Genomic DNA, 26,400 nt, shown 5'->3' with positions numbered 1-26,400 from the left:
CAAGCCATCAGGACGTTCCGTCGTCGAGCAACGAATGTCGCCCGAGCACGCCGATGGTCGGTGCGAGGAGGCTCGCGCAAACCATCAGGAGATTGGAAGGTCGAACCAGAAAAATTGTCCGAGGGAATGGTTCCTCGCGTATATCGTTCACCGGCATCAGCCGCAAGCCAGTGTTGTGACGCCAAGGCCCAACACCAGCATACCGATCGTCGTTGATCGGATAACGATTGTTTATATACGGGTTAGCTACTGATATGTCTTGTTATCACACGACTGAGCCGTGTGATAACTCGTTTGCTTAAACGGGTAGCTGGCAACACTAGCGGGCGACAATGTTCCCATGAGTCATGCTTGACGCGGCAATGGGGCCCGTCTCGACTCCCGGACTGACCGTTTGTTCACATTTGTGGCGTTATTGATTTCTTCGCTCATTGTATTGGCGATTAGCTGCCGGGGAAAGCTGTATGTCTTTCATCAGTTTGAATACGCCTGACATCGGCATATCTTGGGAAACGTTTGGCTTTGGTTCCACGCAGGATGATGTTGTTTGCACCATTTCAATTGGGAGAGGGAGCGACATCGGCTAACCGAATCGAGTTTGGTGTCTTGGTACGCTTGCGGAGCGATCGAGAGATCAAACGGATGGCGATGGAGCCATTTCGGTGGTCCTCGGTGAAGACTTAGCGGGCGTGATCGACAAAAATAAACGAGAAGTAATCTAGAGATTTCGTGTCCATTTTCGATTGAATAAGACACCTTTGTCGAGTGAGCGAGCGTGTGTGAGTTGGGTCTATCGTTTCATCAATGATTTCAGGACGATCGATTGGAACGTTATCGGGAACGAGAGATTGGCCTTGACCCGTCCTGTCGATCGATTGGAGTTTGCGAGCTGAAGCACTGACGATCAAGAGTCGCAATCAGTTCGCAAAAAGAGCAACATCTGACTGCACTTCGTGCCCTTGGGTGACAGCCGTGTTGCAAGCCCTAGCGTCGAGTGGATGAATATAAAATTAGTCAGCGGGAGTTTCATGATCCCGTGACGATATCGAATGTAGTGCAACGACAATGGGATTGCAACAGACACCATACCGACAGAAGGGTGACAATTTTTGTCACTGCCACTATGCTCGTTTGGCGGTGAATTCCATGCGTCCGAGAAATAAGAATGATTTCGGTCACCTGCGCAGGAATCGAATCCACAACAAGCGAGTTAACAACCGGATTGTAGGATCAGGTGAAAGGCTGCCAATCGTATCGTGAGATGGGATTTCGTCTTCAATATCAACAAACCTTTCAAGCCAATTCCGTTTTTGGACTGCGAATTCTTCCATCCCTGCGGGACCATCGGCATCGGCAATTGCTGCGCAGACAACAATAAAGAGAATGGAGTGGAGTGTGTGCATGATTCGGTCCTTGACTCTTGATTCTTGGACGTGTTGGAAGCAATCGTAAAGCTTACGAGCGACTTGTATGACATTTGGAAATCCGTTTGTGCGTGCCGTTGCCTTGACATTCGTCAAATGAAATCTTTCGCACCGACATTGGACTTAGCCAAGTCTGAAACGAATATTTGGTTAACTTTTGATGCGATGGCCGTGTGCATTCTTCTGTCATTTTTTCTGTGAGGGTATTTGGGCCGAACAGTCGGATTGACTTTTTTGGTCGTCTTTTTTCCTCACCTGGTTACTCACCCAATCGCGAGGTTTAGGCGTGCGTGCGATAGCGGTACGCGTTTGTACCTGCCCCCCTTTTCGCTGCTTCTTTGCGGGCTACGCAAATTTAATTTCCTGGTTGGCAAATGCAGTTCCGTTGTTAGTGCATTCTGTAACCAACCGTTCTGTACGAAGGTCCATATGGGCAGTGTCCCCGCAAAGTCTGACACGATCAGTGATCGATACGCTGGTCCACAGGCGGCCAGAAAAATCGAGTAGACTGTGGTGGTCATTGTTGTCGAGAGGACGCCGTTGGTGAAACCGATTTGCTGATGCGAACTAATTGGCTTTGCCCTGAAGCAGGCCGAGACAAAAATCCGGATTACGAATTTCACTGAACAATATCTTCGTGAGTTGGCAATGGACGGATGCGGCAAGCCGTCATTAATGTTTACTTTCGGAGATGCGTCTTGAGTGTTTTAGGTATGCGCTCAAATTGTTGGCAGATGTTTGGCCCGCGATATCGGACGTCTCGCATTGAGGTGGCACCGGATGGATTCGCACGGTGATGCTAACTCGGATGCGCGGATCACGGCAGGTTATTCGAACTTGATATACAGCACAAAGACAAGCAAACGTTAAGCAATGTCGACACTCGATTACATCATACTGATCGTTTACCTAGCGGCCTCGCTTGGCCTCGGTTTTTGGTGCATGCGGCGTAGTCGCGATCCCGATTCCTTTATGGTAGCTCGCGGCAGGCTGGGTGGTTGGATCGTTGGCTTATCGATTTTTGGTACCTACGTCAGCAGTATCAGTTTTCTGGCCATTCCTGGTAAGGCGTTTGTCGGCAACTGGAATGCGTTTGTATTTTCGCTTTCTCTGCCACTCATCGCGTGGCTCGGTGCCAAGCTATTCGTGCCGTTCTACCGCCGACACGGGCTTGTTTCTGCCTATGAACACATGGAATCGCAATTTGGGACGTGGGCGCGACTCTACATGTCCGTGTGCTTCATGTTGTTGCAAATCGCTAGGGTCGGGTCGGTGATGTTTTTGATTGCGGTAGTCATGCAGCGGCTTTTGCATTGGGACATGGTGACAATCATCGTTGTCACAGGCGTGCTGACGACGCTCTATACATGCATCGGAGGTCTCGAAGGTGTCGTTTTGACCGATGCGTTGCAATCGGTCGTGTTGATTGGTGGCGCGATCCTGTGTGCGGTTTGTATACCCTTTTTCATGCCGGAAGGCCCGCAACAGATTCTAGAGGTTGCAGCGGCAGAGAACAAATTCAGTCTCGGCAGTTTTAGTATTTCCGAGTGGACAGAATCGACGGTTTGGGTGGTCATGCTATACGCATTGACAATTAACTTTCAGAACGTTGCGATCAACCAAAGTTACACACAACGTTACCTCTCGGCGAAGACCGAACGAGAAGCAAAGAAATCAGTTTGGTTTGGGAGCCTGTTGTACGTACCCATCAGTGCCTGTTTTTTCTTCATCGGAACGTCGCTTTATTGCTATTACACGGTGCAACCGGACCTGCTGCCCGAGGATTTAATCGCTGAGTGGAATATCGGTAAGGGCGACGCAATTTTCCCACACTTCATCATGTCATCACTTCCGTCAGGCGTACGGGGCATCATGTTGGCGGCAATTCTTGCTGCGGCAATGAGCACGATTAGTAGCAGTTTAAATAGTTCAGCGACACTGACGCTTACCGACCTATACAAACGGCTGATCGAGTCCGAGCCAAGTGACAAGCGAGCGATGATGGTGCTTTATCTGAGCACGGCTTTTTGGGGAGTCGCCGGTACTGGTTTGGCGATGGCAATGATTCATGTCAAAAGCGTGCTTGATGTTTGGTGGCAAATGTCGGGGGTGATAAGCGGCGGTATGCTTGGCTTTTTTCTATTAAGCTATTTCAGTCGTAGGATCACTTCCGGTGCGGCGATTTGCGGCGTCGTCGTTGGCGTTGCGGTGATTACATGGCTAACCTTTTCGCCAAATGCATTGTTTCTGGCGGAAAGTTGCCGTAACCCACTCCATCCATTTTTGACCGTGTTCCTTGGCACAATTACGATCACGATAACCGGCTTCGCCGCCGCGAAGTTAATTGGCGACAGAGAATTAGAGGAAACCAATGTTACAAGCTAACTATGCCACCTGTTTGTCGCGGACATGCGAATCGTTGATTGCGAAGTCCATTCGGAATGGATTGAATCGTGTTTTGGCCACCTTCATCGTCCTCGTGGTTTCGGTTTCAGTCAATGCAGATGACGGATGGAATCTGAACGAGTTGAAGTACAACCATCCTGGACTCCATGTCGATCTGGGCGTGGGACTTTGGGCGTGGCCGATGCCGATGGACTATGACGGCGATGGCGACATGGATCTATTGGTGTCGTGCCCAGACAAACCGTCCAACGGCGTTTACTTTTTCGAAAATCCGACGCAGGATCGCGCAGCGAAATTGCCCGTGTTTCGACCTGGCGTCCGTGTCGGCAAGGCAAAGCAGAACTTGCAGGTCAGTTATGTGGATGGTCAGCCGCGGATTCTCGAGACGTGCTGGGAATATTCTCGCGATGCGAAAACCGGCGTCTTTGACTTTGAATCTGGTAAGCGGTTCTACCCTAAGAACAACATTCACCAAAGCAGAGTTCGCGCCAATATGTGGCGGTATATTGACTATGACGGAGACGCTGATCAGGACATCGTCGTTGGTGTCGGCGACTGGACGGATTACGGTTGGGATCATGCGTATGACAACCACGGTCGCTGGCGGAACGGACCTCTGCATGGCTATGTGTATCTGATCACCAATGACGGAACGACGACCGAACCGCAGTATTCTCAGTCACCACAAAGGGTGCAGGCAGCCGGTGGTGATATCGATGTCTACGGATGGCCTTCTCCTAACTTCGCGGATTTTGATGGGGACGGAGACCTCGACCTGTTGTGCGGCGAATTCCTTGATGGCTTCACCTATTTTGAAAATCTTGGCACGCGAATGAACCCCGAGTACTCGGCTGGCCAAAAACTGAAGGACAACGTAGGCGAACCGCTGGTGATGGATTTGCAGATGATCACGCCGACAGCGTTCGATTGGGACAGCGACGGAGATATTGATCTGGTCGTGGGTGATGAAGATGGTCGCGTCGCGTTGGTCGAGAATACTGGAGGCCTACAGAATCGAAATCCCGTCTTTCTTGGGCCACAATATTTTCAGCAGGAAGCGGACACGCTGAAATTCGGTGCACTGGCGACACCCTACGCATATGATTGGGACCACGATGGTGACCAAGATATTCTGTGTGGGAACACGGCTGGCTACATTGGCTTGTTCGTGAATCTCGGTATGGGTGCGGACGATATGCCCAAGTGGTCGTCCCCAACGCGGTTGCCAGCTCAAACCGCTGATGACAAAACCGTTTCAAAGCCCTTTCGCATTCTGGCGGGACCAAGTGGCTCGATTCAAGGGCCGGCGGAAGCGAAGTGGGGATACACTACTTTATCGGTCGCTGATTGGGATGACGATTCTGACCCCGATGTCATCTACAACTCGATACTTGCTCGCGTCGGTATTCTGCGAACCGAGGCAGGAAAGTTAATCGACACTCCGCTTCATACGGGACTTCATGAATCGCCACCGGATTGGATTTTGTCCGATACCTTAGCAGGCGACACCGTGACTCAGTGGCGAACGACTCCGATTGCCATTGATTTTGACGCCGACAGCAAGCTTGACCTAGTAATGCTCGATCAGCAGGGCTACTTGACGCTGCGTTCGGACGGCGGGGAAGCGAAGCGCATCTTTGTCGATGAGAGCGATCAACCGCTGCAACTCAACGCAAAGAGCTGTGGCGGTTCCGGCCGAGTCAAGCTGAATGTTGTCGACTGGGACGGTGATTCGCGATTGGATGTTTTGGTGAACTCGGAAAACGCCCTCTGGTATCGCAACTGCCAAGATCGTGATGGAAAAGTGGTTCTGAAAAAGATTGGAAACCTTGCGCGTCGAAATGTAGCCGGGCATACTTCAAGCCCCGCTACGTGCGACTTCAACCAAGACGGTAAGCCGGACTTGTTAGTCGGAGCGGAAAATGGGCGGCTGTACTACGCTGAGCATGACCAATGCGTCACGTACTCGGACGAACAGCTTGTCGCATCGCCAGCCAAAGTGGAAAGCGAAAAACGATTCCCTGGGTTGGTGAGTGAAGAGTTCATTTACACCAAGGCAAGTTTTGCGGAATGCCATGCGTCGACGATCTGCGAAACCAGTCGCGGACTCGTTGCGGCTTGGTTTGGTGGTACCAAGGAAGGTCAGAAAGACGTTGGCATATGGGTTAGCTACCATGATGGGGCTCGATGGTCCACGCCATCGCAGGTCGCCGACGGAGTTCAGCACAACGGACTTCGATATCCGTGTTGGAATCCGGTCCTTTTTCAGCCTCCAGGGGACTCGCCAACACTCTTGTTTTTCAAGGTGGGGCCGAATCCGCGTGAGTGGTGGGGCGAGATGATGGTCAGTTTCGATCGCGGCAAGACGTTTCGCAATCGTCGCCGCTTGCCGGAGGGAATCGACGGACCGGTTCGTTGCAAGCCGATTCTTTTGAGCGATGGAAAGACACTGCTGTGTGGTTCGTCCACCGAATATGACGGCTGGAAAATTCACTTTGAGTCGATATCGCTCGAAGACGGTCACCCAAACGGTACATGGAATCGAATGGGGCCAATCGAAACAGCGAATCAGTACAACGCAATTCAGCCGACGTTCTTGCGACATCCAGGCGGGAAATTGCAAGTTCTATGTCGGACGAAGGAGAACGTCATTGTCAGCAGTGTTTCTGGGGATGATGGCGACACGTGGTCAGCACTTGAGGCGATCGACCTTCCAAATCCAAATTCGGGAATCGAAGCGATTACGTTGCGTGATGGCCGTCACCTTTTGGTATATAACCATCTTGGTAGCGGCAAGACGGGCTGGGGACGCCGAGGCTTGTTGAATCTGGCAATTTCCGATGATGGTTTCACATGGCGAAAAGTTGCCGTGCTGGAGAATGAACGAAATGCCGAATTCAGCTATCCGGCGATCATTCAAACCGAAGACGGATTCGTTCACGTGACCTATACATGGAAACGTCAACGGGTCAAACATGTCGTGATCGATTCGACTAAGATTGAAACTGGTGATCCATTAACGATCCAAGATTGGCATTGATAACGCTGGTGTTGAAGACTGCGGCAACTCATTTTCTTTTCTCGCTTTCGATAGCGGCTCGCGGCAACATTCCATCCTTAAGGTTCCGTCTATGCTCATTTCTCGCCTCGTCATCTTCGCGTGCATCATTGCTTCGGTCTCGGCCCAGGCTGAAGAAAATGTCGTTCATTCTTTCGACAGAGTTCAACTGACGTCCACCTATTTCTCCGAAGGTGCCAATGCCGGGGACATTAACGGTGACGGCGTGGCCGATGCGGTTTACGGTCTGTATTGGTTTGCCGGCCCCGACTACAAGACTTAATACGAGATCTACAAACCCGTCGCTCAGGACGTAAACGGCTACGCAGACAATTTCTTCTCGTGGGTGCACGACATCAATCGTGATGGATGGAACGACGTGTTCGTCGTGGGCTTCCCTGGGACGCCGGCCTACGTGTACGAGAACCCAAGGAAGGATGGGTTTGATGCTCATTGGAAGAAACATCGTGTATTGGATAGTGTGTCGAACGAATCGCCCCAATTCGTGAACCTCTTCGGCGACGATCGCCCCGAGCTTGTTTGCATCCAAGACGGTTTTTTCGGTTTCGCAACGATCGACGCTGATAACCCATTGGGGACGTGGGAGTTTCATCCGATTTCCGAACAGACCGGTTCTAGTAAGTTTGGACACGGCCTTGGAATTGGCGACGTCAATAACGACGGTCGGATGGACATCATTCACCCAGGCGGTTGGTACGAACAACCGCGTGCCAATGCAGACACCACGCGATGGCGACCTCATTCAGTCAAGCTTACTGGCGGAAGCGGCGGAGCCGAAATCTATGCGTACGATGTCGACGCGGATGGTGACAACGACATCATCACAAGCGATTCGGCTCATGAGTTTGGGCTGGCTTGGTACGAACAGAGGAAAATTGGCGATGAAGTCTCGTTTGTACGACACCAGATCATGGGATCGCATGAGTCGGAAAACAAATATGGCGTTCTATTTAGTGAACTACATTCGCTCGCTTTGGTCGATATGGATGGCGATGGGTTGAAAGACATTGTGACCGGAAAAACCTACTGGTCTCATCACCGGGGAAGTCCAATGTGGGACGCCGGAGCCGTGGTTTACTGGTTCAAGCTGGTTCGCGGTGACGATGGAGTTGACTGGATTCCGTACTTGATTGACGGAGAGGCTGGTATCGGTCGACAAGTCACGGTCAAGGATATTAACGCGGACGGACTACCCGACGTTGTAGTCGGTGGCATGAAGGGCTCGCACGTCCTGACTCATCGGACAAAGTCGGTTCGCGTCGAATTGATACGCAAAGACAACGGTGAAGTCTTTTTATGAAGCAATGGAACGGACAGTGAATCGATGCGTCGTGTTGTCGTTGATTTACGCGAGCTCGTTGGCAATCAGGGAAACAGTGGTATCCAATTTCGCAGCAAGGTACACGACGGCGAAGTCAGCGGCTACCAAGCCGATATTGGCAAAGGTTGGTGGGGCAAGCTGTAGGAAGAACACGGCCGCGCGTTGTTGTGGGACAAGTCGGGCGAACAGCACGTCCAACTTGGCGAATGGAACCAATACGAATTCGTCGCCGAGGGCCATCACATTCGCACATTCATCAATGGCCAACCCTGTGTTGACCGAGACGATCAGGCAGGCGCAGAACGCGGCATCATCGCTTTTCAACTCCACAGTGGTGGAAAAACCGAGGTTCGCTATCGAAACATGAAACTTGAAGTGTTACGTCAGGGCGCCGAGCCACTGAAACCATAAAACCTTTGTCTTGATTTTTCGACGAGATGACTGCTAAACTCAATCATGCGCGGTTGAGTGGACGATCTATTCATCCCGCCGCTTCAATCACGCAATTGGCGGCGGTATTTTGCAGGGGTAGTATCGTGTTCTGACCGGAATACTTGGATGAAGTACGACGGGGTGCTGTATCCAGTGGACTCGGCAATCTTTGGAATCGGTAACTCCGTTTCCGCTAACAAGCGTCGCGCCCGTTCCATACGGACGCGGTGCAACTCAGCATGAAGCGTACGACCAATGAGTTGCTGAAAGCGAACTTCAAGTTTTCGGCGTGAAATACCAAGATGCCGAACGACATCTTCCACCTGAATAGGTTCCGTCGCATGGTTGTGAATGAAACGGAGCGCCGCTGAAATATCGGGATCGGCAATGGCAACAATGTCGGTCGATCGTCGCGTGACCACATGGAGCGGCTTCGCTTTCAAACGTTTTGGCTTGAGTTGTTTTTGTTGCATCATGCGATCCAACAATGCTGCCGCTTGATAACCGGTACCTTCGGCGTTGAACGCCACACTGGATAGAGGCGGATTTGCCAACTCGCAGAGGAGTTCGTCATTGTCGACACCCACTACGGCTAATTCCTCAGGTACATTAATTCCGGCAGTCCGACAGGCTTCCAAGACATCTCGCCCGCGGGAATCGTTACATGCAAGCGTTCCCGTTGGCTTTGGCAAACTCTGAAGCCACGCTGACAAATTGGGCAGATCTTGTCCCCAGTTTTGGCAACTGCAAGTACGAGTCGAATTGTAGACGTTGACTTTAAATCCCGCTTCGGCAATTGCTTCACAGAAGCTTTTCTCTCGCCGTTTCGACCAGACGCGTTCCTCGTTTCCGACAAACGCAAAATTTTGGAAACCTCGCTCTAATAAATGCTCGGCTGCCATCCTTGCTGCGGCTTTAGAGTCAGACGACACTTCGCTCAATTTTGAAAGCGGATGGCTAGGTTTTAATTCTTCTTCGGTTAGGTCTAGCGCGATCGTCGGTAAGCCCGTTTCCAAAATCGCGTCAGCTATCTCTTGTGTTTCGATCCGGGCAATAATGCCTGTACCGCCCCACTGCTGCATTTGGGGTAGGGCCTGAACGAAATCGCCGGGCGTAATGTAGAATCCCCATGGCCCGTGAAGTCGCGCATAACGTACGATTCCGCGAAGCATCTGCCGACCATATCCGCGGGAGGTCTCTATCAATAACGCCACGTTTGGCGTGTCCCGGATCGTCATGCTCTCAGAGTTCCTTTGCTCGATCGAACAGATGAAAATTCAACTTCCCTAACTGTAACATTTTTGCATGGTCTTCATGGATAAACGCGGGCCGCATGCAACAAAAATAGCAGCAATTTCGAGACGCAAACCTTGTGTAGCATGATGCGTGTCGGTCCGGCAATGACCGTTGGGATCTTAAACCAAGTTGCCTAAAGTGCAGATCAAACATGCGACAGCGGAATGGATCTCAGTGGAAGGGAAAGGGTTAGAGCGCTTGCGACGCTATATTTTGAGGTAGACCGCATAAGTTTATTGATGCGGGATACGTACGAACTGCACCGACATCGGCGGGATCATGTGCTCGAATTCGTCGGAAACCAAGATCTCACGTTTGACAGGCTTGATGTGATGGGGGTTTTCCAGGTCATTCATGTCGACGCGATCTCCAGCCAACTCGAACAGAGTCGCGGTTGCAGCAATGGTTCCAGCACCCTCAAGCTTAATCGAAGTGCGGTATGTCTCATTGGTTGGGTTGGCAAGTTTCAAAACGATGCAATTCGCATCATCGTCGTGACTTGCAGCGACGGCGACGTTGGGGGTTTCGAGCGTCACATCATGAATCAAAGCGTCGTCTAAGTAGCAGCGAATGTGGTTGCTATCCAATTCGACGCGGATGTCGTACCACACATTGGTCCTGATGCGCCCCGCTTTCCCGACAACAAGACTTCGTCCGCCCTCTCCGTCCGCAGAGCCTTTTTCGATTCCATGTTGGGTATTGCCCCATCCGCCGAGATTCCACCAATAATTGGTTTGCGAAGCTTTATGTCCAAAGACGATCAAGAATCCTTCACGTCCGGCCACTTTCTTGGCTCTTAGTGTCAGGACCGCTTCGGGTGTTTCAATAGGTGTTTCATGGATCGTCAACGATGGTTTGGCCGCTTGGTCGGATTGAGCATAGCCTTCGTTGCCACGAGCGAATGCCCCCGAAAGCACCTGCCAACCGTTGTCGGTATCCTCGTCGGTGAAACCGTCTTTGATGACGACATCATCGCCAACTTTGACTTGAATATGATCGAACACGGCTGTCGTGTCCCAGGTGCCAACGCCGACGTGGCCGACCGAAGGTAGCGATTCGGATGACAATGCGGCGTCGAACTCCGATTCGTTCTTTAGGTATTTATCGCCCTTGTTGACGCTGAAGAGTTGTTGCACGTAGTAGTTCGGCGTCCGCACGACGGTGTCGTGATTGAACCAAATCAAATCTGCGGCGGTCCACTGAGTGTAGTCGTAGCGTGCAAATAGAGGCGCGTACGCGGTCATTTGGACAAGGTCTGCGTTGCGTTCAATCCCGGTCAAATAAACCGCCTCGGCAACGGCATTGTAAAGTTGATTGCCTCGCGAGGCATACTCACCGACAAAAACCTTCGTTTTGCTGCGATCAAAATTATCAAAGCGATGTGCGTTGGCGATAAACCATTCGGGTGATTCATAGTAGTGTTCATCACTGAGGTCACATCCCTGAGCGGACATGAATTCGTAGATTGGGATTTCAGGTCCAAGACCCGACGTGCCTACGATTTTGACTTCCGGTGCTTGCTCTCGCAACGCACGCACAAAGTGTGGGAAACGTTCTTCAAACTCCGGCGTATGATGGTCTTCGTTTCCTAACCCAACATACTTTAGCCCGAACGGCTTGGGATGCCCCATCGATGCGCGAATGCTACCCCAATGGCTGTCAACGGGACCGTTGGCGAATTCAACCAAATCAACGGCATCATCAATCCATGGTTGCAATTGGTCCATCAAGGCATTTTGAAACGGTTGGCGGAACCCGCAACTGACACCGACGGGAAGAATGGGCAATGGCTCGGCACCAATGTCTTCGCAAAGCAGGAAGTACTCGTAGTAACCGAGGCCATAGCTTTGGTGGTAACCCCAAAGGTTCCAGTTCGGTTTGCGCTCGGCAACGTCGCCAATCGTGTCTTTCCATCGGTAAGCATTGTCGAGTCCTTGCCCGTGGGCAATGCACCCGCCCGGAAATCGGAATACAGCAGGTTTGAGGTCAACGAGAGCTTGAACGAGATCGGCGCGAAGACCGTTCTTACGTTCGTTAAATGTGTTTCGAGGGAACAACGAGACCATATCCATCATCACGTCGCCCGTACCACCGGTTAGCAAGACCAATCGACCTTTCGCGTCACTTCGTCGGGCGGTCATCGGGACTTCGTACTTCGTCCACTCCTTTGACAACGTGTCAATCTGGGCCGAGGCAATCTCGCCTTGCTCACCTTCCAACCGAACGTGAAGTGGCAATTGATTGTCCGTTGTCCGTTTGGCATAGACAGAGAACTCGTAGGTTTCGCCTTCCTTTACTGATATTCCGTCGTAGCCGAGATTCGCGACACCAACGCCATCGCCGGGTTTCGTGATCGTCAAGCGAAGGTAATTCATGTTGACATCGTTGAGTGGATCGGATGATTCAACCGCAAGCGAACAATCTTCATTCTTGTCACAAACTTTCTCCCATGCGGTAAGCGGTTGCATTGTTTGGCTACGCCTGTTCCAACCTTCCACTGGGTAGTATTCGAAAGAACGGTTTTGAACAAGCTCCGCGTACAGGCCACCATCAGCCGAATAGTTGATGTCCTCATAGAACAACCCGTAAAGAGTCTCGGGCAGTTCCACCGTGGGTTGGTCTACATGAACGGTGATCGTGCCGGCGCGAGGAGAGTCTTGTGACGCGGTTGATTCGGCGGCGTCCACCAATGAATTTAAATTGAAGGTGAATTGCAGCACCATCAGTGCAAGCAGGAAACGAAGCTGTGCAACGGATACGCTCATGACGGAAATCTAGTCCGAGGAGGAATGTTCATTGGTAGGATTTGCAGAAGCAGCAAATCTTGGCGCTGGCGAATCAAAAACAACGATACGGAACGCGCGTGCATCGGAAAGTTACGGAAAGCGTAAAGACAAATTTGCGAAGTCTCTAGCCTTAGTTTTGCGCAAAAAAATAGTACATTTGCGGATCCTAAATTTCGGTAGCGAGGAATACCCGGATGCTTGATTGCGTATATCTGATATTTTAATGCGCGATTATTGACTAGTTGAGCACCTGTCCGCGGGGTACAGTCGAGCATGCACAATCCGGTCGGGGCGTGTCACCGACCCGCTGCTATGAACGCAACTAGGCTGAAGACGTCCTGACGATGCAATTCCCATTGCAGACGTTTACTCCCGATGCTGAGGTTTACCACGCAGACGCAAAGACTTGTGTGCGTCGACCTGATCGATAGCCCTCCTCCTTCTTACCCAGCCCAAATTCTTCCCCAACCCAAAGCCCAACACTATGAACCGTCCCTTGATGACAGTCGTGCTGTGGATCGTTTTGGCGATGTCAACGGTGGGTTTGATATCCACTGTTGTTGCTGATGATCACTACCTGTTTAGCTATTTCAAAGGCAACGGCGAGGACGGTCTACACCTAGCCCACTCAACCGACGGCATTCAATGGACAGCGATCAATGGCGATCGTTCCTTGCTTCGACCGACCGTGGACAAAGATCGTTTGATGCGAGATCCATCGATTGTGTGTGGCCCCGATGGAATGTTTCATATGGTTTGGACCAGCGGGTGGCACGATCAGGGAATTGGCGTCGCGCATTCGAAGGATTTGATCCATTGGTCAACTCAACAGCGTGTTGGCGTGATGGATCACGAGCCTGATTGTGAGAATTGTTGGGCACCGGAAATTTTCTACGACGATGCGACCAAGCAATACTTGATCTATTGGGCGTCAACGATCGGCAAACGATTCCCCGAGACAGCCGGGACGTGCGAAAGCGAACTGAATCACCGCATGTACTACGTTACGACAAAGGATTTTGAGAGCTATTCCGAGACGAAACTTTTCTACGATCCGGGATTGGCTGTGATTGATTCTTTCATGGTTCGTGATGGTGATCGTTATATTTTGGTTTCGAAAGACGAAACGCGATTTCCCGAAGCGAAAAAGAACTTGTTTGTGGCCACTGCGTCGACGGCGGAAGGGCCTTTCGAAAGACTGGGTGAACCGTTCTCGCCTGATTGGGTCGAAGGGCCATCTGTTTTGCGAGTCGAAGATCGCTGGATCGTCTATTTTGATGAGTATGGGCGTCACCACTACAAGGCGATGCAGACTCGTGATTTCGAATCGTGGGAAGAACTTTCCACGCCACTGGTTTACCCCAGTGGGATGAGGCATGGGACGACTTTTGCCGTTTCCGAAGAAGTCGCCCAGCGGTTGCTGGTGATGAAACCACCGGGGAGTATTAACGGATCGTTTGAGGAAATTGGCTCTAACGGTGAAGAGGAATTGGTCGCCCCTTTGCACTGGAATACTCACGTCTTTGCCGGCGAAGCACAATTTGCATCGGTGGCCACGGGAATCGACGATTCGCGGTGTGTAAGTATCCAATCGGCTGAGACCGCTGATGCGGCTTGGTCGACGATCGCCGAGGTTCAACCGAATAGTCGCTATCGGCTTGGCGGCAAGATTCGAACCGAGAATGTTGTAGCGGGAAGCGGTCGGGGAGCCTTGCTGAACATTCATGAAATTGTCATGGCAAAGACCGAGGCCGTGACCGGTACAATGTCGTGGAAGAGCGTGGCCATTGAATTTGACACTGGCGCGCATGAGCATTTGCAGATCAACGCACTGTTGGGCGGTTGGGGAAGATCCTCGGGAACGGCTTGGTACGATGATGTGACACTGGATCGACTTGGCGCCACTCCTGAACCAGCGGTTTGGCCTTCATCAAGCGGCAACCCTGTTGTTGCCGATTGTATCGCGGATCCATCGATATCCGAATTCGACGGCGTGTTTTATATGACCGCCACTACGGACGATTGTCCTCGCGAAGGCTTTGGCCGATGGCACAACGGGCCGGCTGTGGTTTGGAAATCAACGGACCTTGTGAATTGGTCGTTCAAAGGGCATTTGATGCCTGAGGCGAGCGACATGTTGTATTGGGCTCCCAGCCGCATTATTCGTCATGACGGCCGGTATTTACTATTCCCGAGCCTCAATCACAAGATTCGCGTCGCGGCAGCGGATTCGCCCGATGGTCCGTTTCAATTGATCGCTGGCAGCAGGGAAGAGCCGCTGCTGGACACGATTGATGCCGAAGTTTTTGTTGATGACGATGGACAAGGTTACTTGTTTAGCAATCACCGTAGGGCATGGCGGATGAACGACGACCTAACCCAAGTGGTTGGCGATCCGCTTACGATCAAGACCGGGCGAGATGGATATAGCGAAGGCCCGATCGTGTTCAAACGCAACGGTATCTATTACTACCTTTACACACTTAGCGGCCACGAAACGTATCACTACGCTTACTGCATCAGTCGCGATTCCCCACTGGGTCCGTTCGAAACTCCTGAGCACGATATTGTTGCCCAAAGTGATCCTGAACAAGGGATTTTTGGGCCAGGACACGGCACCGTATTTTCTCCCGAAGGCACTGATGACTATTACTTTGCCTATTTGGAATATGGACGTAGTGGCGTTACTCGTCAGGTCTGCATTAATCAGATGTCGTTCAATGACGATGGGACCATTCAGCCGGTCAAACTATCGACCGCCGGCGTCGAACCGCTAGCGAATCGCTCTTTGTCCATCGTTAGCGGCCAACGCGACGGCTCTATGAAGGGCAAACGGATTAAAGGCAGCGACGTGACGGTGACGGCTTCAAGCGTTCGTGTTCCCATCACGATCAATGGTATGTCGGATGCATCGCGACAGGTGAGGCGTGAATTGTACGATGCCGAAAATTGTATTGATGACTCGCTGTTTACTCGCTGGTTACCTGCGGAGGACGATTCGGATCCCTGGGTGCAATTGGACTTCGGAAGCCCCCAAAATATCGTTCGCACCGAGCTTTCCTTGTACCGACCGACATTGGGGCACGCGTACGAGATCGAATCGTCGCTCGACGGTCAACGTTGGACATCGGCTATCAAGTGCGAACAGCCGCGAGTTCAGTCGCCGCAGGTGGATGAGAAAGAATTCGAGGCTCAATATCTGCGTCTAAAAATCGCCGATGGCCACCCTGGCGTATGGGGAATCAAAGTGTACGCAACAGACTAGCACAAGGTAAAAAAACGAGCACAAGTAACCTGAGTGATCCAAGCAAACGACCCGCTGAATCGCAGACGAAAAACATGAATGCAAAGTCCTATCTTGCTCTAGCCATCATGTCGATTGGCCTTGGGGCAATCCTGTCCATGCCTGCAAAGGGTTACGAACCCGATAACGGCAACGGGACCTTTACCAATCCACTCTTCTATGATGAGTTCTCGGACCCCGATTTGATTCGTGTCGGTGATGATTTCTATTTGACCGGTACCACGATGCACACGATGCCTGGTTTGCCTGTGCTGCATTCGAAGGACTTGGTGAATTGGGAATTGCTGACGTATGCCTTTGACCGGCTTGATTTAGGACCGGCGTTCCGAATGGAGGATGGTAAGTCGATTTATGGTCAAGGGATTTGGGCTCCCTGTTTCCGTTACCACGACGGAACGTTCTATATCTTTACCAATGTAAACGGGCATACGACTCAGTTGTTTACGGCGACGGATCCGGCGGGACCATGGACACATCGGCAAATGAAACGATCGCTGCACGATCTTTCGGTACTGTTTGATGATGACGGAAAAGCGTACGTGATTTGGGGGTATCAAGGTATTCGTTTTGCGCAGCTAAACGATGACTTGACCGATATTATCCCTGAAACCGAAAAGGTACTCATCGAGAGGGATGCCGGGATGGGCGAAGGAGTCCATTTCTATAAGGTCGATGGCAAATACTTTATTACGAGTGCTTGGTTTGCAGGACGAATGCGGATGCCATGTGCACGTGCCGATCGCCCGGAAGGACCGTATGAAGTGAACCAAGCGATCAGCATGGATGAGGATTTTGGGTTGGCCGAAGGCTATCGTCTGCAAAATGGAAATCCGCCGCCTTTTCGTCTGACGCTACCAAATACCCGCTCGGACGGCCGCATGTCGCTTCACCAAGGTGGTATCGTGCAAACCCAGAAAGGCGAGTGGTGGGGTTTTTCGATGATGGACTACAACTCGGTCGGGCGATTGACTTGTCTGTCACCGGTAACTTGGAAGGACGGGTGGCCCTATTTTGGGCTGCCCGGCAACCTCAAACGCACACCAAGAACATGGGTGAAGCCAGACACGGGACATCAGGTCCAACCAAAATCGCCCTATAAACGCAATGATGATTTCAGTGGCCCGGAACTCGCAAACGTTTGGCAGTGGAATCACGTTCCGGTCGAATCCAAATGGTCGTTGGCAGAACGTCCAGGTTATCTTCGGCTGAATTCGATGGCGGCAGAAGATTTTTGGCAGGCACGTAACACGTTGACACAGCGTGCAATGGGACCGATTTCGATTCCAACGACTCAATTGGATATGCAGGGAATGCGCGACGGTGATGTCGCCGGCCTAGCGCTGCTGAACATGCCATACGCATGGATCGGAGCACGCAAACAAGGCAACAAATATTTGATCGAAGTTACCAATCAGTACACTGGATCGACCGCGACGGCACCGTTTAACGAGTCACGCGTATGGTTCAGAGCAAAATGTGATTTCTTGAAGGAAGTCGCTCAGTTGTACTACAGCACCGATGGCGAAAATTTCGAAGCTCTCGGAGACGAATTCCCACTCGTATTCCAATTACGGACTTTCCAAGGCGTTCGCTACTCGTTGTTCCATTACAACACCAAAGGCACGGATGGTGGCTTTGCTGATTTTGATTCGTTTGTTGTCGATGAACCTCACCCGCATGGATTGATGCGTCCGATTCCCGTGGGACAAGAGATCGCGTTGTCGTTGCATGGGTTGGGCAAATGCCTGGCCGTCCGTGATGGTGAACTCTCGGCAATCCGAATACCGGCCAACCCATCGCAAGCCGACGGCACGAAGTTCATCGTTGTCGATCGAGGCTTGGGGCGAGTCGCATTGAAATCGGGTGATCGGTTTGTTTCGGTAACCAAAACCGATAGGGGCAGCGGCGTCTCATTGAAAGAATGCCAACCGGGCGACAGCGAGACATTTCAATGGACCGAGAATCCCTATGGCGATCTAATTCTCATGTCGATCTTGACACACCGACATTTGCGAGTCGGCCCGGCAAATCAGATCACAGCGGATCACCCGGGGCCGCAGCCAAGCCGGAAAGATGGCTCTTGTTTTGTTTGGACCCGTGCTTCGGACATGAAGCAAATGGTTCTGGATGCTACCGAGTCGGAATCATTGCGAGTTGCGACGATCGAGGTGGGAAGCCAAGCCAAAGCGATCAGTCCTGACTTGTTTGGGATCTTCTTTGAAGACATTAACTATGCCGCCGACGGTGGGCTGTATGCGGAATTGATCCAGAATCGGTCGTTTGAATACAGCCGCGGAGATAATCGGGCGTGGAATTCATTGACTGCTTGGTCCCTCGTGTCGCAAGACGATTCGACGGGGGCTGTCACGGGGGCTGTCACGGCTGAATCTGGTTCCCCACTGAACGAACGCAATCCTCACTACGCCGTTCTTCGTGCAGACCGAGAAGGTGAAGCGGTAAGTTTACGTAACGAGGGCTTCGATGGGATCCCTCTCGTTGCCGGGGACGGCTATAACGTTTCCTTGTTTGCACGCATCGAATCGGCGTCACCGGGACCGATCTCTGTACAGTTGCAGCGGGTTAGTGGTGAATCGCTAGGCGCAATCACCTTTGACAAGATCACGGATCAATGGACCCAATATACCGCAACGATTGTCCCAACCAGTGACGATCCGAACGCGCGGTTGGTTGTCTCGATATCCGGAGCGGGCTCGACGGCGATCGACATGGTGTCGTTGTTCCCCCAGAAGACCTTCAAGAATCGACCGAACGGTTTGCGGCGAGATTTGGCTCAGGTGATTGCGGATTTAAAACCCCGTTTCATCCGCTTTCCGGGTGGCTGTTTGGCACATGGTGACGGTCTAGAAAACATGTATCGATGGAAAGACACGATCGGACCGGTCGAGCAGCGAAAGGCTCAGCGAAACATTTGGCGCTATCACCAAACCATGGGATTGGGATACTTCGAATACTTCCAATTCTGCGAAGACGTTGGTGCGAAGCCTTTGCCAGTGGTACCCGCTGGTGTTTGCTGTCAGAACTCAGGCAACTATTTGAATCTTGTCCCCCGAGGCCAACAGGGGATCCCGATGGCGCTGATGCCTCAGTACGTCCAAGAAGTATTGGATTTAGTCGAATACGCCAACGGACCCATCACATCCACATGGGGTGCTAAACGCGCCGAAGCGGGGCACCCCGAACCATTTGGTTTGGAGTATTTGGGTGTCGGTAACGAGGATACGATCACTCCAGTATTCAAAGAGCGTTTTGCAATGATTCGTGAGGCGGTCAAGGCGAAGTATCCGCAGCTTGTCGTGATTGGTACGACCGGACCGGCAACGGATGGCTTTGACTACGAAGAGGGATGGAAGTTCGCGGATGCAATCGAGTTGGAAATGGTTGACGAACACGGTTACAAATCGCCGGAGTGGTTCTGGGGAAACCTTGATCGATTCGACCAATCCGATCGCGAACGCAGTCAAATCTACTTGGGTGAATACGCAGCCCATGAACCTAATCGCAGCAATACGTTGCGGTCGGCATTATCCGAGGCCGCCTACATGACAACGTTGGAACGTAACGGGGACCACGTACGGCTTTCGTCTTACGCGCCGTTGCTATCCAAGCGGGGGCGGACACAATGGCGTCCCGACTTGATCTATTTTGACAACCACTCGATAACACCGTCGATCAACTATTACGTCCAACAATTGTTTGGCATCCACGCCGGTGACGAGTATTTTCCAACGAAGGTGAAAATTGGGGAAGGCACGCCATCCACGGCCGATCAATCGCATCAAGATGGCATCCAATTGGGAAGTTGGAACAGTCAAGCCCGGTTTGACAATGTGCGCATCACCAAGGGAAACGAAGTGATTTTGGACGAAGCCTTCGAACAATTGTCTCCCGAGTGGGAAAAGACATCTGGGATTTGGGAAGTGAAAGAGGGTGAGCTGCAGCAGAGTTCCGACAAAGAACCGGCCATTGCAAAATTCAACTTCCCCGCCGACCGGACGGGCTACACCTTGACGCTACGGGCGATGAAGCCAAGCGGAACCGAGGGTTTCCTAATCGGTTTTGGGACCACCGACGCCGACGAGCATTTCTGGTGGAACATCGGCGGTTGGCAAAACACCATGCATGCACTTCAACGGTTCCGCGACGGTGGCTCGAGCATTGTCGGCCCGACCGTACGTGGAGCGATCGAATCGAATCGTTGGTACGACATCAAAATTGAATTGACGGAAGAGCGAATTCGTTGTTATCTCGATTCGGAATTGATCCATGATTTGAAGTATAGCTTTCTTGCCCAGACCGATGATATTTCAGCTTCGTGTGTGCGAGAGACGCAAAGTGGCGACTTGATCGTAAAGGTGGTTAGCAAATCGAAGGATGCGGTTTCCGCTACAATCGACCTGTCCGCAATGGAGCCACTGGGCCTGACAGCCCAAATGACGATCCTTTCGGGAGACGCGCAAGCCGAGAATCGGTTTGGCGATCTGCCGAGCGTGTTGCCGCATACGTCCGCGATCAAGGTAGATGCTAAACAAGAGTTAGAGTTGCCACCTCATTCGTTTACGATTTTGCGATTTGAGGCCAAGTGAGGCGGCGTGTCCTGTACGCCTACACATAAACGTCGCAGCTATACGGGGGCACAGCTCAACGAAGTTTCGTTAACATCAAAGCGATTGTTACCAGGTAACGGTCGCTACATATTTCACAAGCCATTTCCACTAGGGAGTCATTCGATGATTGGCAGTAATATTCCTACACTCGCCTTGATCGCAACACTGTGCTGGTTCTCTCCGCTGGTGACAGCAGCCGATAGTAATGCGATTCTTGCCGGGGGTGCCGATCCCGCGATTGTTGCAGCAGACACGGCTCAAGGTGAAAAGGGCTACTACGTTGCTTCGACCGGGCGCGGACTAAATCTTTGGTATTCGCCAGACCTACAAACATGGAAGCGGATCGGCCATGTCTTCAAAGAAGCGGTACCGGCGTGGGCCAAAGCCGAAGTGCCCAAGTCGAGCGGAATTTGGGCACCCGATTTGAGTTACCACGATGGGTTGTTTTATCTGTACTACTCTGTCTCTAGCTTCGGGAGCCAGCGATCCGCCATCGGGCTTGCAGTCAATAAGGCGATCGATCCCAAAGACTCTGACTATCAATGGATCAATCGAGGAAAGGTCGTGGAATCCCACATCGGCCGAGGCGACTACAATGCAATTGATCCCGCTTTGTTCGTAGATGAAAACGGAAAGTGGTATTTGTTTTTTGGCTCTTTTTGGTCAGGTATCAAGGCGATCGAGTTAGATCCTGCGACCGGCAAACCGCTTGCCGAGGCTCCGCTTATCCCCGTTGCTTCGCGGCCTGATCATCCAACGCATGCGATCGAGGGAGCTTATGTGATTCGTCGCGGCGAGCACTACTACATGTTTGTATCGTGGGATCGATGTTGTGACGGGGCGGACAGCGACTACAAAGTCGTGGTCGGACGATCGGAAAATGTGCTCGGACCGTACGTAGATGCCCAAGGCAAGCCAATGCTCGATGGCGGTGGCACCAAGGTGCTTGTTGGTGATGATCGTTGGCGCGGGCCGGGACACAATAGCATCCTGACGACCGATCAAGGCCAATGGATGGCCCACCACACTTATGACATGGAACATCTGGATGCTCAGCGAATCCTCCAAATTCGACCTATGACCTGGACCGCCGACGGTTGGCCAAAGATTGGTAGCCCCGTTTCCAACTAGTATGGTTTCCAACTAGTTGTTTGTGTCTCAACACACCCACCAATTTCGCATTCTCACCTTTACTCATTCCCACCTTTCCGCAATCTCACCTGGGATAATCTCGATGCTGACGCTCGTTCGCTCTTTGGTATGCATTTTCACCGGTGCTTTGGCTTGTTCGACGGTCATGGCACAGACGGATTTTCGGCCCCCAGCGGTTCCGCTGGTTGCCTGCGACCCTTACTTTAGTGTTTGGTCGCAATCAGACATTCTGTGTGAATCCAAGACAACGCATTGGACTGGGAAAACGCATCGATTATCGGCGCTCGTGCGAGTCGATGGCCAGGCTTATCGCTTGATGGGCGATCGCCCCGAATCATTGCCGGCAATGAAACAGACTTCGGTCAAGGTATTGCCAACGCGAACGATTTATACCTACGCCGGTGCGGACGTCAATGTGCGATTGACGTTCACAACACCTGCACTGCCTGGGGATATTGCGATTCTCAGCCGACCGATCACCTACGTGAATTGCGAAGTCCAATCATCGGGCAAGCAATCTCATCAGGTAGAGTTCTACTTTGACGCCGGAGGTGAGTTGGCCACGAACGTTCCTACGGAGAAGGTGGTTGGATCGACCGACTCAGTGGATAATGCGACCGCCTTGAAACTTGGGTCGGTCAGCCAACGGGTACTCGGTCGATCGGGCGATGACATACGAATCGATTGGGGATACCTGTACGTTGCGGCGGCCAAAAACTTTCAAGCGACCGCAGGCTTCGGTGATTCCGTGTCGCTTCGCAAGGCGTTTGGACAATTGGGGCCGAAGGCGTTGAAAGGTCCTCTTCCGGAGTTTCCCGTTGTAGCAGGCAGCGTTGTTGCCGCCGTGGCAATGCCGATGGGGCAAGTTGCCGCTCAACCCGTTTCGCGATATGCCTTGATCGCTTACGACGACCTCTATTCAATCGAGTATATGAAAGAGAAACTGCGACCCTATTGGCGCAAGGATGGTTGGGAAGCGAAAGATCTAATTGCCGCATCCATTAGCGAGCATGATCGTTTGGAACAGCGGTGCGAAAAATTTGACGACCGGTTGATGTCCGACTTGGAGCAATCGGGCGGTAAACAGTATGCGGAAATTTGTGCGTTGGCGTATCGGCAATGTTTTGCTGCGGGCAAGTTTGTGGCGGATGCCAACGGCCAACCTCTGCAATTTTGCAAAGAAAATCATTCAAACGGATGCATCGCGACGTCGGATGTTTTCTATCCGATGGCACCGCAATTTTTGCTGTTCGGTCCTTCATTGACCAAGTCGGTGCTCGTTCCGTTCATGGATTACGCCGCCTCGGATCGGTGGCGATTTCCGTTTGCACCGCATGATCTTGGTCAGTATCCGTTGGCCAATGGCCAACGTTACGGGGGCGGCGAAACCAGCGAAGAGAACCAGATGCCCGTCGAGGAATGTGGAAACTTGTTGGTTCTATTCGGAGCATTGGCGAAGATGGAAGGCAATGCGGATTTCGCGAGCCTTTATTGGGAACAACTCAGCCAATGGGCTGACTACTTGCAGGATAAAGGTTTTGACCCTGAAAACCAACTTTGCACCGATGACTTTGCCGGGCACATGGCGCATAACGTGAATTTGAGTGCCAAGGCGATTTGTGGGCTCGGTGCCTATGCGAATCTTTGCGACATGCGTGGAATGAAGGAAGAGGCAGCTAAATACAAAAAGATCGCTGAGAAGTATGCCGCACAGTGGGTCGCTGCCGCACGCGATGGTGACCATTTTCGCTTGGCGTTCGACCGCCAGGGAACTTGGAGCCAAAAGTACAACTTGGTATGGGATCGAATCTTGGGATTGGGACTTTTTCCAGAGGACGTCTACCAGACCGAAATGGCATTCTATCGCAAGACACAAAATCAATTCGGGCTACCGCTCGACAATCGGTCCGACTATACGAAATTGGACTGGGTGCTATGGACAGCAACGCTCACCGAGAGGGAGGTCGACTTCCGCGCGATCGTCAAGCCGGTGCATGATTTCCTCAACGAAACTCCCGACCGCAGTCCAATGACGGATTGGTACTTTACGTCGACGGCCAAAAAACGAGGCTTCACCGCTAGGCCTGTTGTGGGCGGCGTCTTTCTAAAAATGTTGTACAACGATTCGCTTTGGCATCAGTACGCATCGCAAGATAAAACAGGTGCGGCAAATTGGGCACCGATGCCTGTGCCGCCGAAAACGGAAACGATTGTTGGTACGGCGATGGACTCCGAATCGGTTTACCGCTACACCACCAAAAAACCATCCGGTCAATGGTTTGCCGCAGATTATCCAGCCACCGATTGGCAGGAAGGTCGTGGCGGCTTTGGAACGCGTACCACTCCCAACGCTCCAATCGGAACGAAATGGAATAGCGATGCAATTTGGGTCCGTCGAACGGTTGAGATTTCGCAAGAGGTGCCTGATCGTGTTGGCCTACGCATCTGGCACGACGAAGACGCCGAAGTCTACGTGAATGGTAAATTGGTGGCTGAACTTGTCAGTTACACCACTGAATACGAATTGGTCGAAATTCCCGCTTCAGTGTTGCACCAAGGTTCAAATTCAATCGCGATCCATTGTTGCCAAACCAGCGGTGGCCAGTTCATCGATTGCGGACTCGATGCGATCGTTCCCGCCAAGTAACATCCATTCAAATTGCGAGAAGTTCAGAACCAAATCGCAAACGGCTGACCGATGCCGTTGCGGAACAGCCAACCGCACTTGTGATGCGTTCGCAAAACGATGGCGCCGCAATGTCGACGGTCACGATCACAGTCGACGATCACGATCACACCTGTCCTCAAGCGAGGATGAACCATAGAGAAGGGTTTCAGATGAGACAGAGAGTTCGTTCGAAAAAGTCGATCTGTTTTTTTATGGCAACGCTTTGCCTTTTTGCAGTCGATGTTCAAGCCGATGACGCAGCGACGGCGCCGTTGAACCGAGCGATCACCGCATTGGGTGAGCAGGCTAGCTATAGTTGGACTGCGTCGGTCGACGTCCCTGAGGGAACACGGTTTCGCCCAGGACCGACTCAAGGGCGGATAGAACGTGGTGGCATGACCCACGTGACGATGTCCTTCGATCGACGGCCGACACACATCGTGATCGATGGAAATACGGCTGCCGTGACAAATCGTGACGGCGGTTGGGACACGGTTTCGTTATTGGACCAAGGTTATGGATCCTCGGGGTTCTCTGCGTCGCTCGCCCGTGACGCCCAGGTGCCGGTTGTTGAAGCCAAAACGCTTCTTGCTTTACTAGACGATATCCGTCGAGAGGGTGAGTCGGTTGTTGGTACACTTCCGAGCAAAGAAGCTGCGAAACGGCTGGCGACGCGGCGCATTGATGAAGGCGATATCCGTGGCGCCGAGGGTACCGTCCGGTTTTGGAGCCAAGATGGCGTACTTGCTAAGTACGAAGTGCATGTGAAGGGACACGTGCCAGATGAAGACGACGTGGACCGTGACATTTGGCGACGCGCGAGCGTTGAAATGGAATCGGTTGGCAGCACGGAAATCGAACTGCCCGGTGGCGCAGCTCAGGCCTTGCGTCGCCCCTTGCCCAAGCCACAGCCACGGTTGTCAGACGAGGATGCAAAACGATTGCTTCAACGGTATGGCAAACGCGATATTAGCGTGCATGATCCTTCGTCAATCATCAAGTGCGGTAGTAAGTATTGGTTGTTTTCGACAGGTAGCTTCATTCCCTCATGGTGGTCCGAGGACCAGAATACATGGCACCGTGGGCCGACGGTTTTTTCTGAGATTGCACCTTGGGTAACCGACATCGTACCGGACCAACGTGGACACTACTGGGCACCGGATATCATCAAGCAAGGCGATCGCTATTTACTCTATTACTCCGTTTCTAGCTTCGGAAAGAACACGTCCGCCATCGCATTAGCCTCGTCACCCACCCTTGATCCGGATGACGAAGCGTTTGGATGGACGGATCACGGGATTGTAATCGAGACCTCGAGCAGTGACGATTCCAACGCCATCGACCCGGCAATTATTGCAACGGAGTCGGGGCAGTTGTGGATGTCGTTTGGTTCGTATTGGAGTGGGCTGAAGTTAGTACAGTTGGATCCGCTGACCGGCAAACGGATATCCCCCGAGGCACCGCTGCATTCGCTAGCGGCGAACGACGACATCGAAGCGGCGCACATCGTGGAACATGATGGGTGGTTTTACTTGATGTTCAACTGGGGGAAATGTTGCCGGGGCGTTGACAGTACGTACAACATTCGGGTTGGACGAAGCCGACATATCAGCGGGCCATACTTGGACAAAAAGGGTATCAATTTGCTTGACCAAGGTGGCTCGTTGGTTCTGGGTACCGATGGTCCGTTCATCGGTCCAGGACACGCGAATCTATATCATGACGGCGAGCGTTATTGGTTCCACTGTCACTACTACGATGCAACCGAGCGTGGGCGGTCGAGGTTGGCGATCATGGAATTAAAATGGGACAAAGACGGTTGGCCGGTGGTGGACGCCAGCGAAACGGAAGCGGGAACTGGCGTGGAGGCCACGACGAACGACCACGTGAGTGACTCGTTGCAAACC

At 52.1% G+C, this 26,400-nt stretch carries 15 protein-coding genes; 12 read left to right on the top strand and 3 right to left on the bottom strand.

Annotated elements, in window-relative coordinates:
* On the top strand, window positions 1-216 hold a 216-nt coding region (locus CA13_RS35930; RefSeq protein WP_419195061.1), incomplete at its 5' end, for a hypothetical protein.
* 959 nt (window positions 217-1,175) lie between these two features.
* Here CA13_RS35930 and CA13_RS30810 read toward each other — a convergent pair.
* Window positions 1,176-1,520 (bottom strand): transposase family protein, encoded by a 345-nt coding sequence (locus tag CA13_RS30810; RefSeq protein ID WP_419195060.1) that lies wholly within the window; start codon window positions 1,518-1,520, stop codon window positions 1,176-1,178.
* 777 nt (window positions 1,521-2,297) lie between these two features.
* Here CA13_RS30810 and CA13_RS30805 point away from each other — a divergent pair.
* The 6 genes from CA13_RS30805 (at window position 2,298) to CA13_RS35915 (ending at window position 8,641) form a co-directional block, all read left to right on the top strand.
* Entirely contained in the window at window positions 2,298-3,809 is a 1,512-nt protein-coding gene (locus tag CA13_RS30805; protein WP_146403212.1) for a sodium:solute symporter family protein, read from the top strand.
* Window positions 3,796-6,870 (top strand): exo-alpha-sialidase, encoded by a 3,075-nt coding sequence (locus tag CA13_RS30800; protein WP_146403210.1) that lies wholly within the window; start codon window positions 3,796-3,798, stop codon window positions 6,868-6,870. The genes CA13_RS30805 and CA13_RS30800 overlap by 14 nt, the downstream gene beginning before the upstream one ends.
* Before the next feature lie 91 nt (window positions 6,871-6,961).
* Window positions 6,962-7,171 carry a hypothetical protein gene (locus CA13_RS35925; protein ID WP_419195059.1) on the top strand — a complete coding sequence of 70 codons (210 nt, stop codon included), beginning with the start codon at window positions 6,962-6,964 and terminating at the stop codon, window positions 7,169-7,171.
* 63 nt (window positions 7,172-7,234) lie between these two features.
* Window positions 7,235-8,209 carry an FG-GAP repeat domain-containing protein gene (locus CA13_RS30795; RefSeq protein ID WP_419195058.1) on the top strand — a complete coding sequence of 325 codons (975 nt, stop codon included), beginning with the start codon at window positions 7,235-7,237 and terminating at the stop codon, window positions 8,207-8,209.
* Window positions 8,210-8,233: 24 nt separating this feature from the next.
* Entirely contained in the window at window positions 8,234-8,374 is a 141-nt protein-coding gene (locus CA13_RS35920) for a hypothetical protein (protein ID WP_419195057.1), read from the top strand.
* A gap of 21 nt (window positions 8,375-8,395) precedes the next feature.
* Entirely contained in the window at window positions 8,396-8,641 is a 246-nt protein-coding gene (locus CA13_RS35915; protein ID WP_419195056.1) for a 3-keto-alpha-glucoside-1,2-lyase-like domain-containing protein, read from the top strand.
* 83 nt (window positions 8,642-8,724) lie between these two features.
* On the opposite strand, the gene CA13_RS30785 is transcribed toward CA13_RS35915, so the two are convergent.
* Together CA13_RS30785 and CA13_RS30780 are read right to left on the bottom strand one after the other, a co-directional pair.
* Window positions 8,725-9,900: an AraC family transcriptional regulator gene (locus CA13_RS30785; RefSeq protein ID WP_419195055.1), complete on the bottom strand. Its 1,176-nt coding sequence runs from the start codon at window positions 9,898-9,900 to the stop codon at window positions 8,725-8,727.
* 291 nt (window positions 9,901-10,191) lie between these two features.
* Window positions 10,192-12,723: an alpha-L-arabinofuranosidase C-terminal domain-containing protein gene (locus tag CA13_RS30780; RefSeq protein WP_146403208.1), complete on the bottom strand. Its 2,532-nt coding sequence runs from the start codon at window positions 12,721-12,723 to the stop codon at window positions 10,192-10,194.
* 505 nt (window positions 12,724-13,228) lie between these two features.
* On the opposite strand from CA13_RS30780, the gene CA13_RS30775 reads away from it, so the two are divergent.
* The 5 genes from CA13_RS30775 to CA13_RS35910 form a co-directional block, all read left to right on the top strand.
* Complete coding sequence (locus CA13_RS30775) at window positions 13,229-16,009, top strand: family 43 glycosylhydrolase (protein ID WP_146403206.1); 2,781 nt, start codon at window positions 13,229-13,231, stop codon at window positions 16,007-16,009.
* 74 nt (window positions 16,010-16,083) lie between these two features.
* Entirely contained in the window at window positions 16,084-20,652 is a 4,569-nt protein-coding gene (locus CA13_RS30770; protein WP_146403205.1) for a family 43 glycosylhydrolase, read from the top strand.
* Between the two features lie 144 nt (window positions 20,653-20,796).
* A complete protein-coding gene (locus tag CA13_RS30765) occupies window positions 20,797-21,804 on the top strand; it encodes an arabinan endo-1,5-alpha-L-arabinosidase (RefSeq protein WP_146403203.1) in 1,008 nt (335 codons plus the stop codon).
* A 103-nt stretch (window positions 21,805-21,907) separates the two neighbouring features.
* The gene (locus CA13_RS30760; protein ID WP_146403201.1) at window positions 21,908-24,472 is read left to right on the top strand and encodes a glutaminase family protein; all 2,565 of its coding nucleotides are present in this window, start codon (window positions 21,908-21,910) and stop codon (window positions 24,470-24,472) included.
* Between the two features lie 191 nt (window positions 24,473-24,663).
* Window positions 24,664-26,400, top strand: a 1,737-nt coding sequence (locus CA13_RS35910) for an arabinan endo-1,5-alpha-L-arabinosidase (protein ID WP_419195054.1), incomplete at its 3' end; no start/stop codon positions are given.

The sequence above is a fragment of the Novipirellula herctigrandis genome, from assembly GCA_007859835.1.
GTDB lineage: Bacteria > Planctomycetota > Planctomycetia > Pirellulales > Pirellulaceae > Novipirellula_A > Novipirellula_A herctigrandis.
Note: the sequence above shows the minus strand (reverse complement) of the source record. Positions and strands in the feature narration are given on the sequence as shown.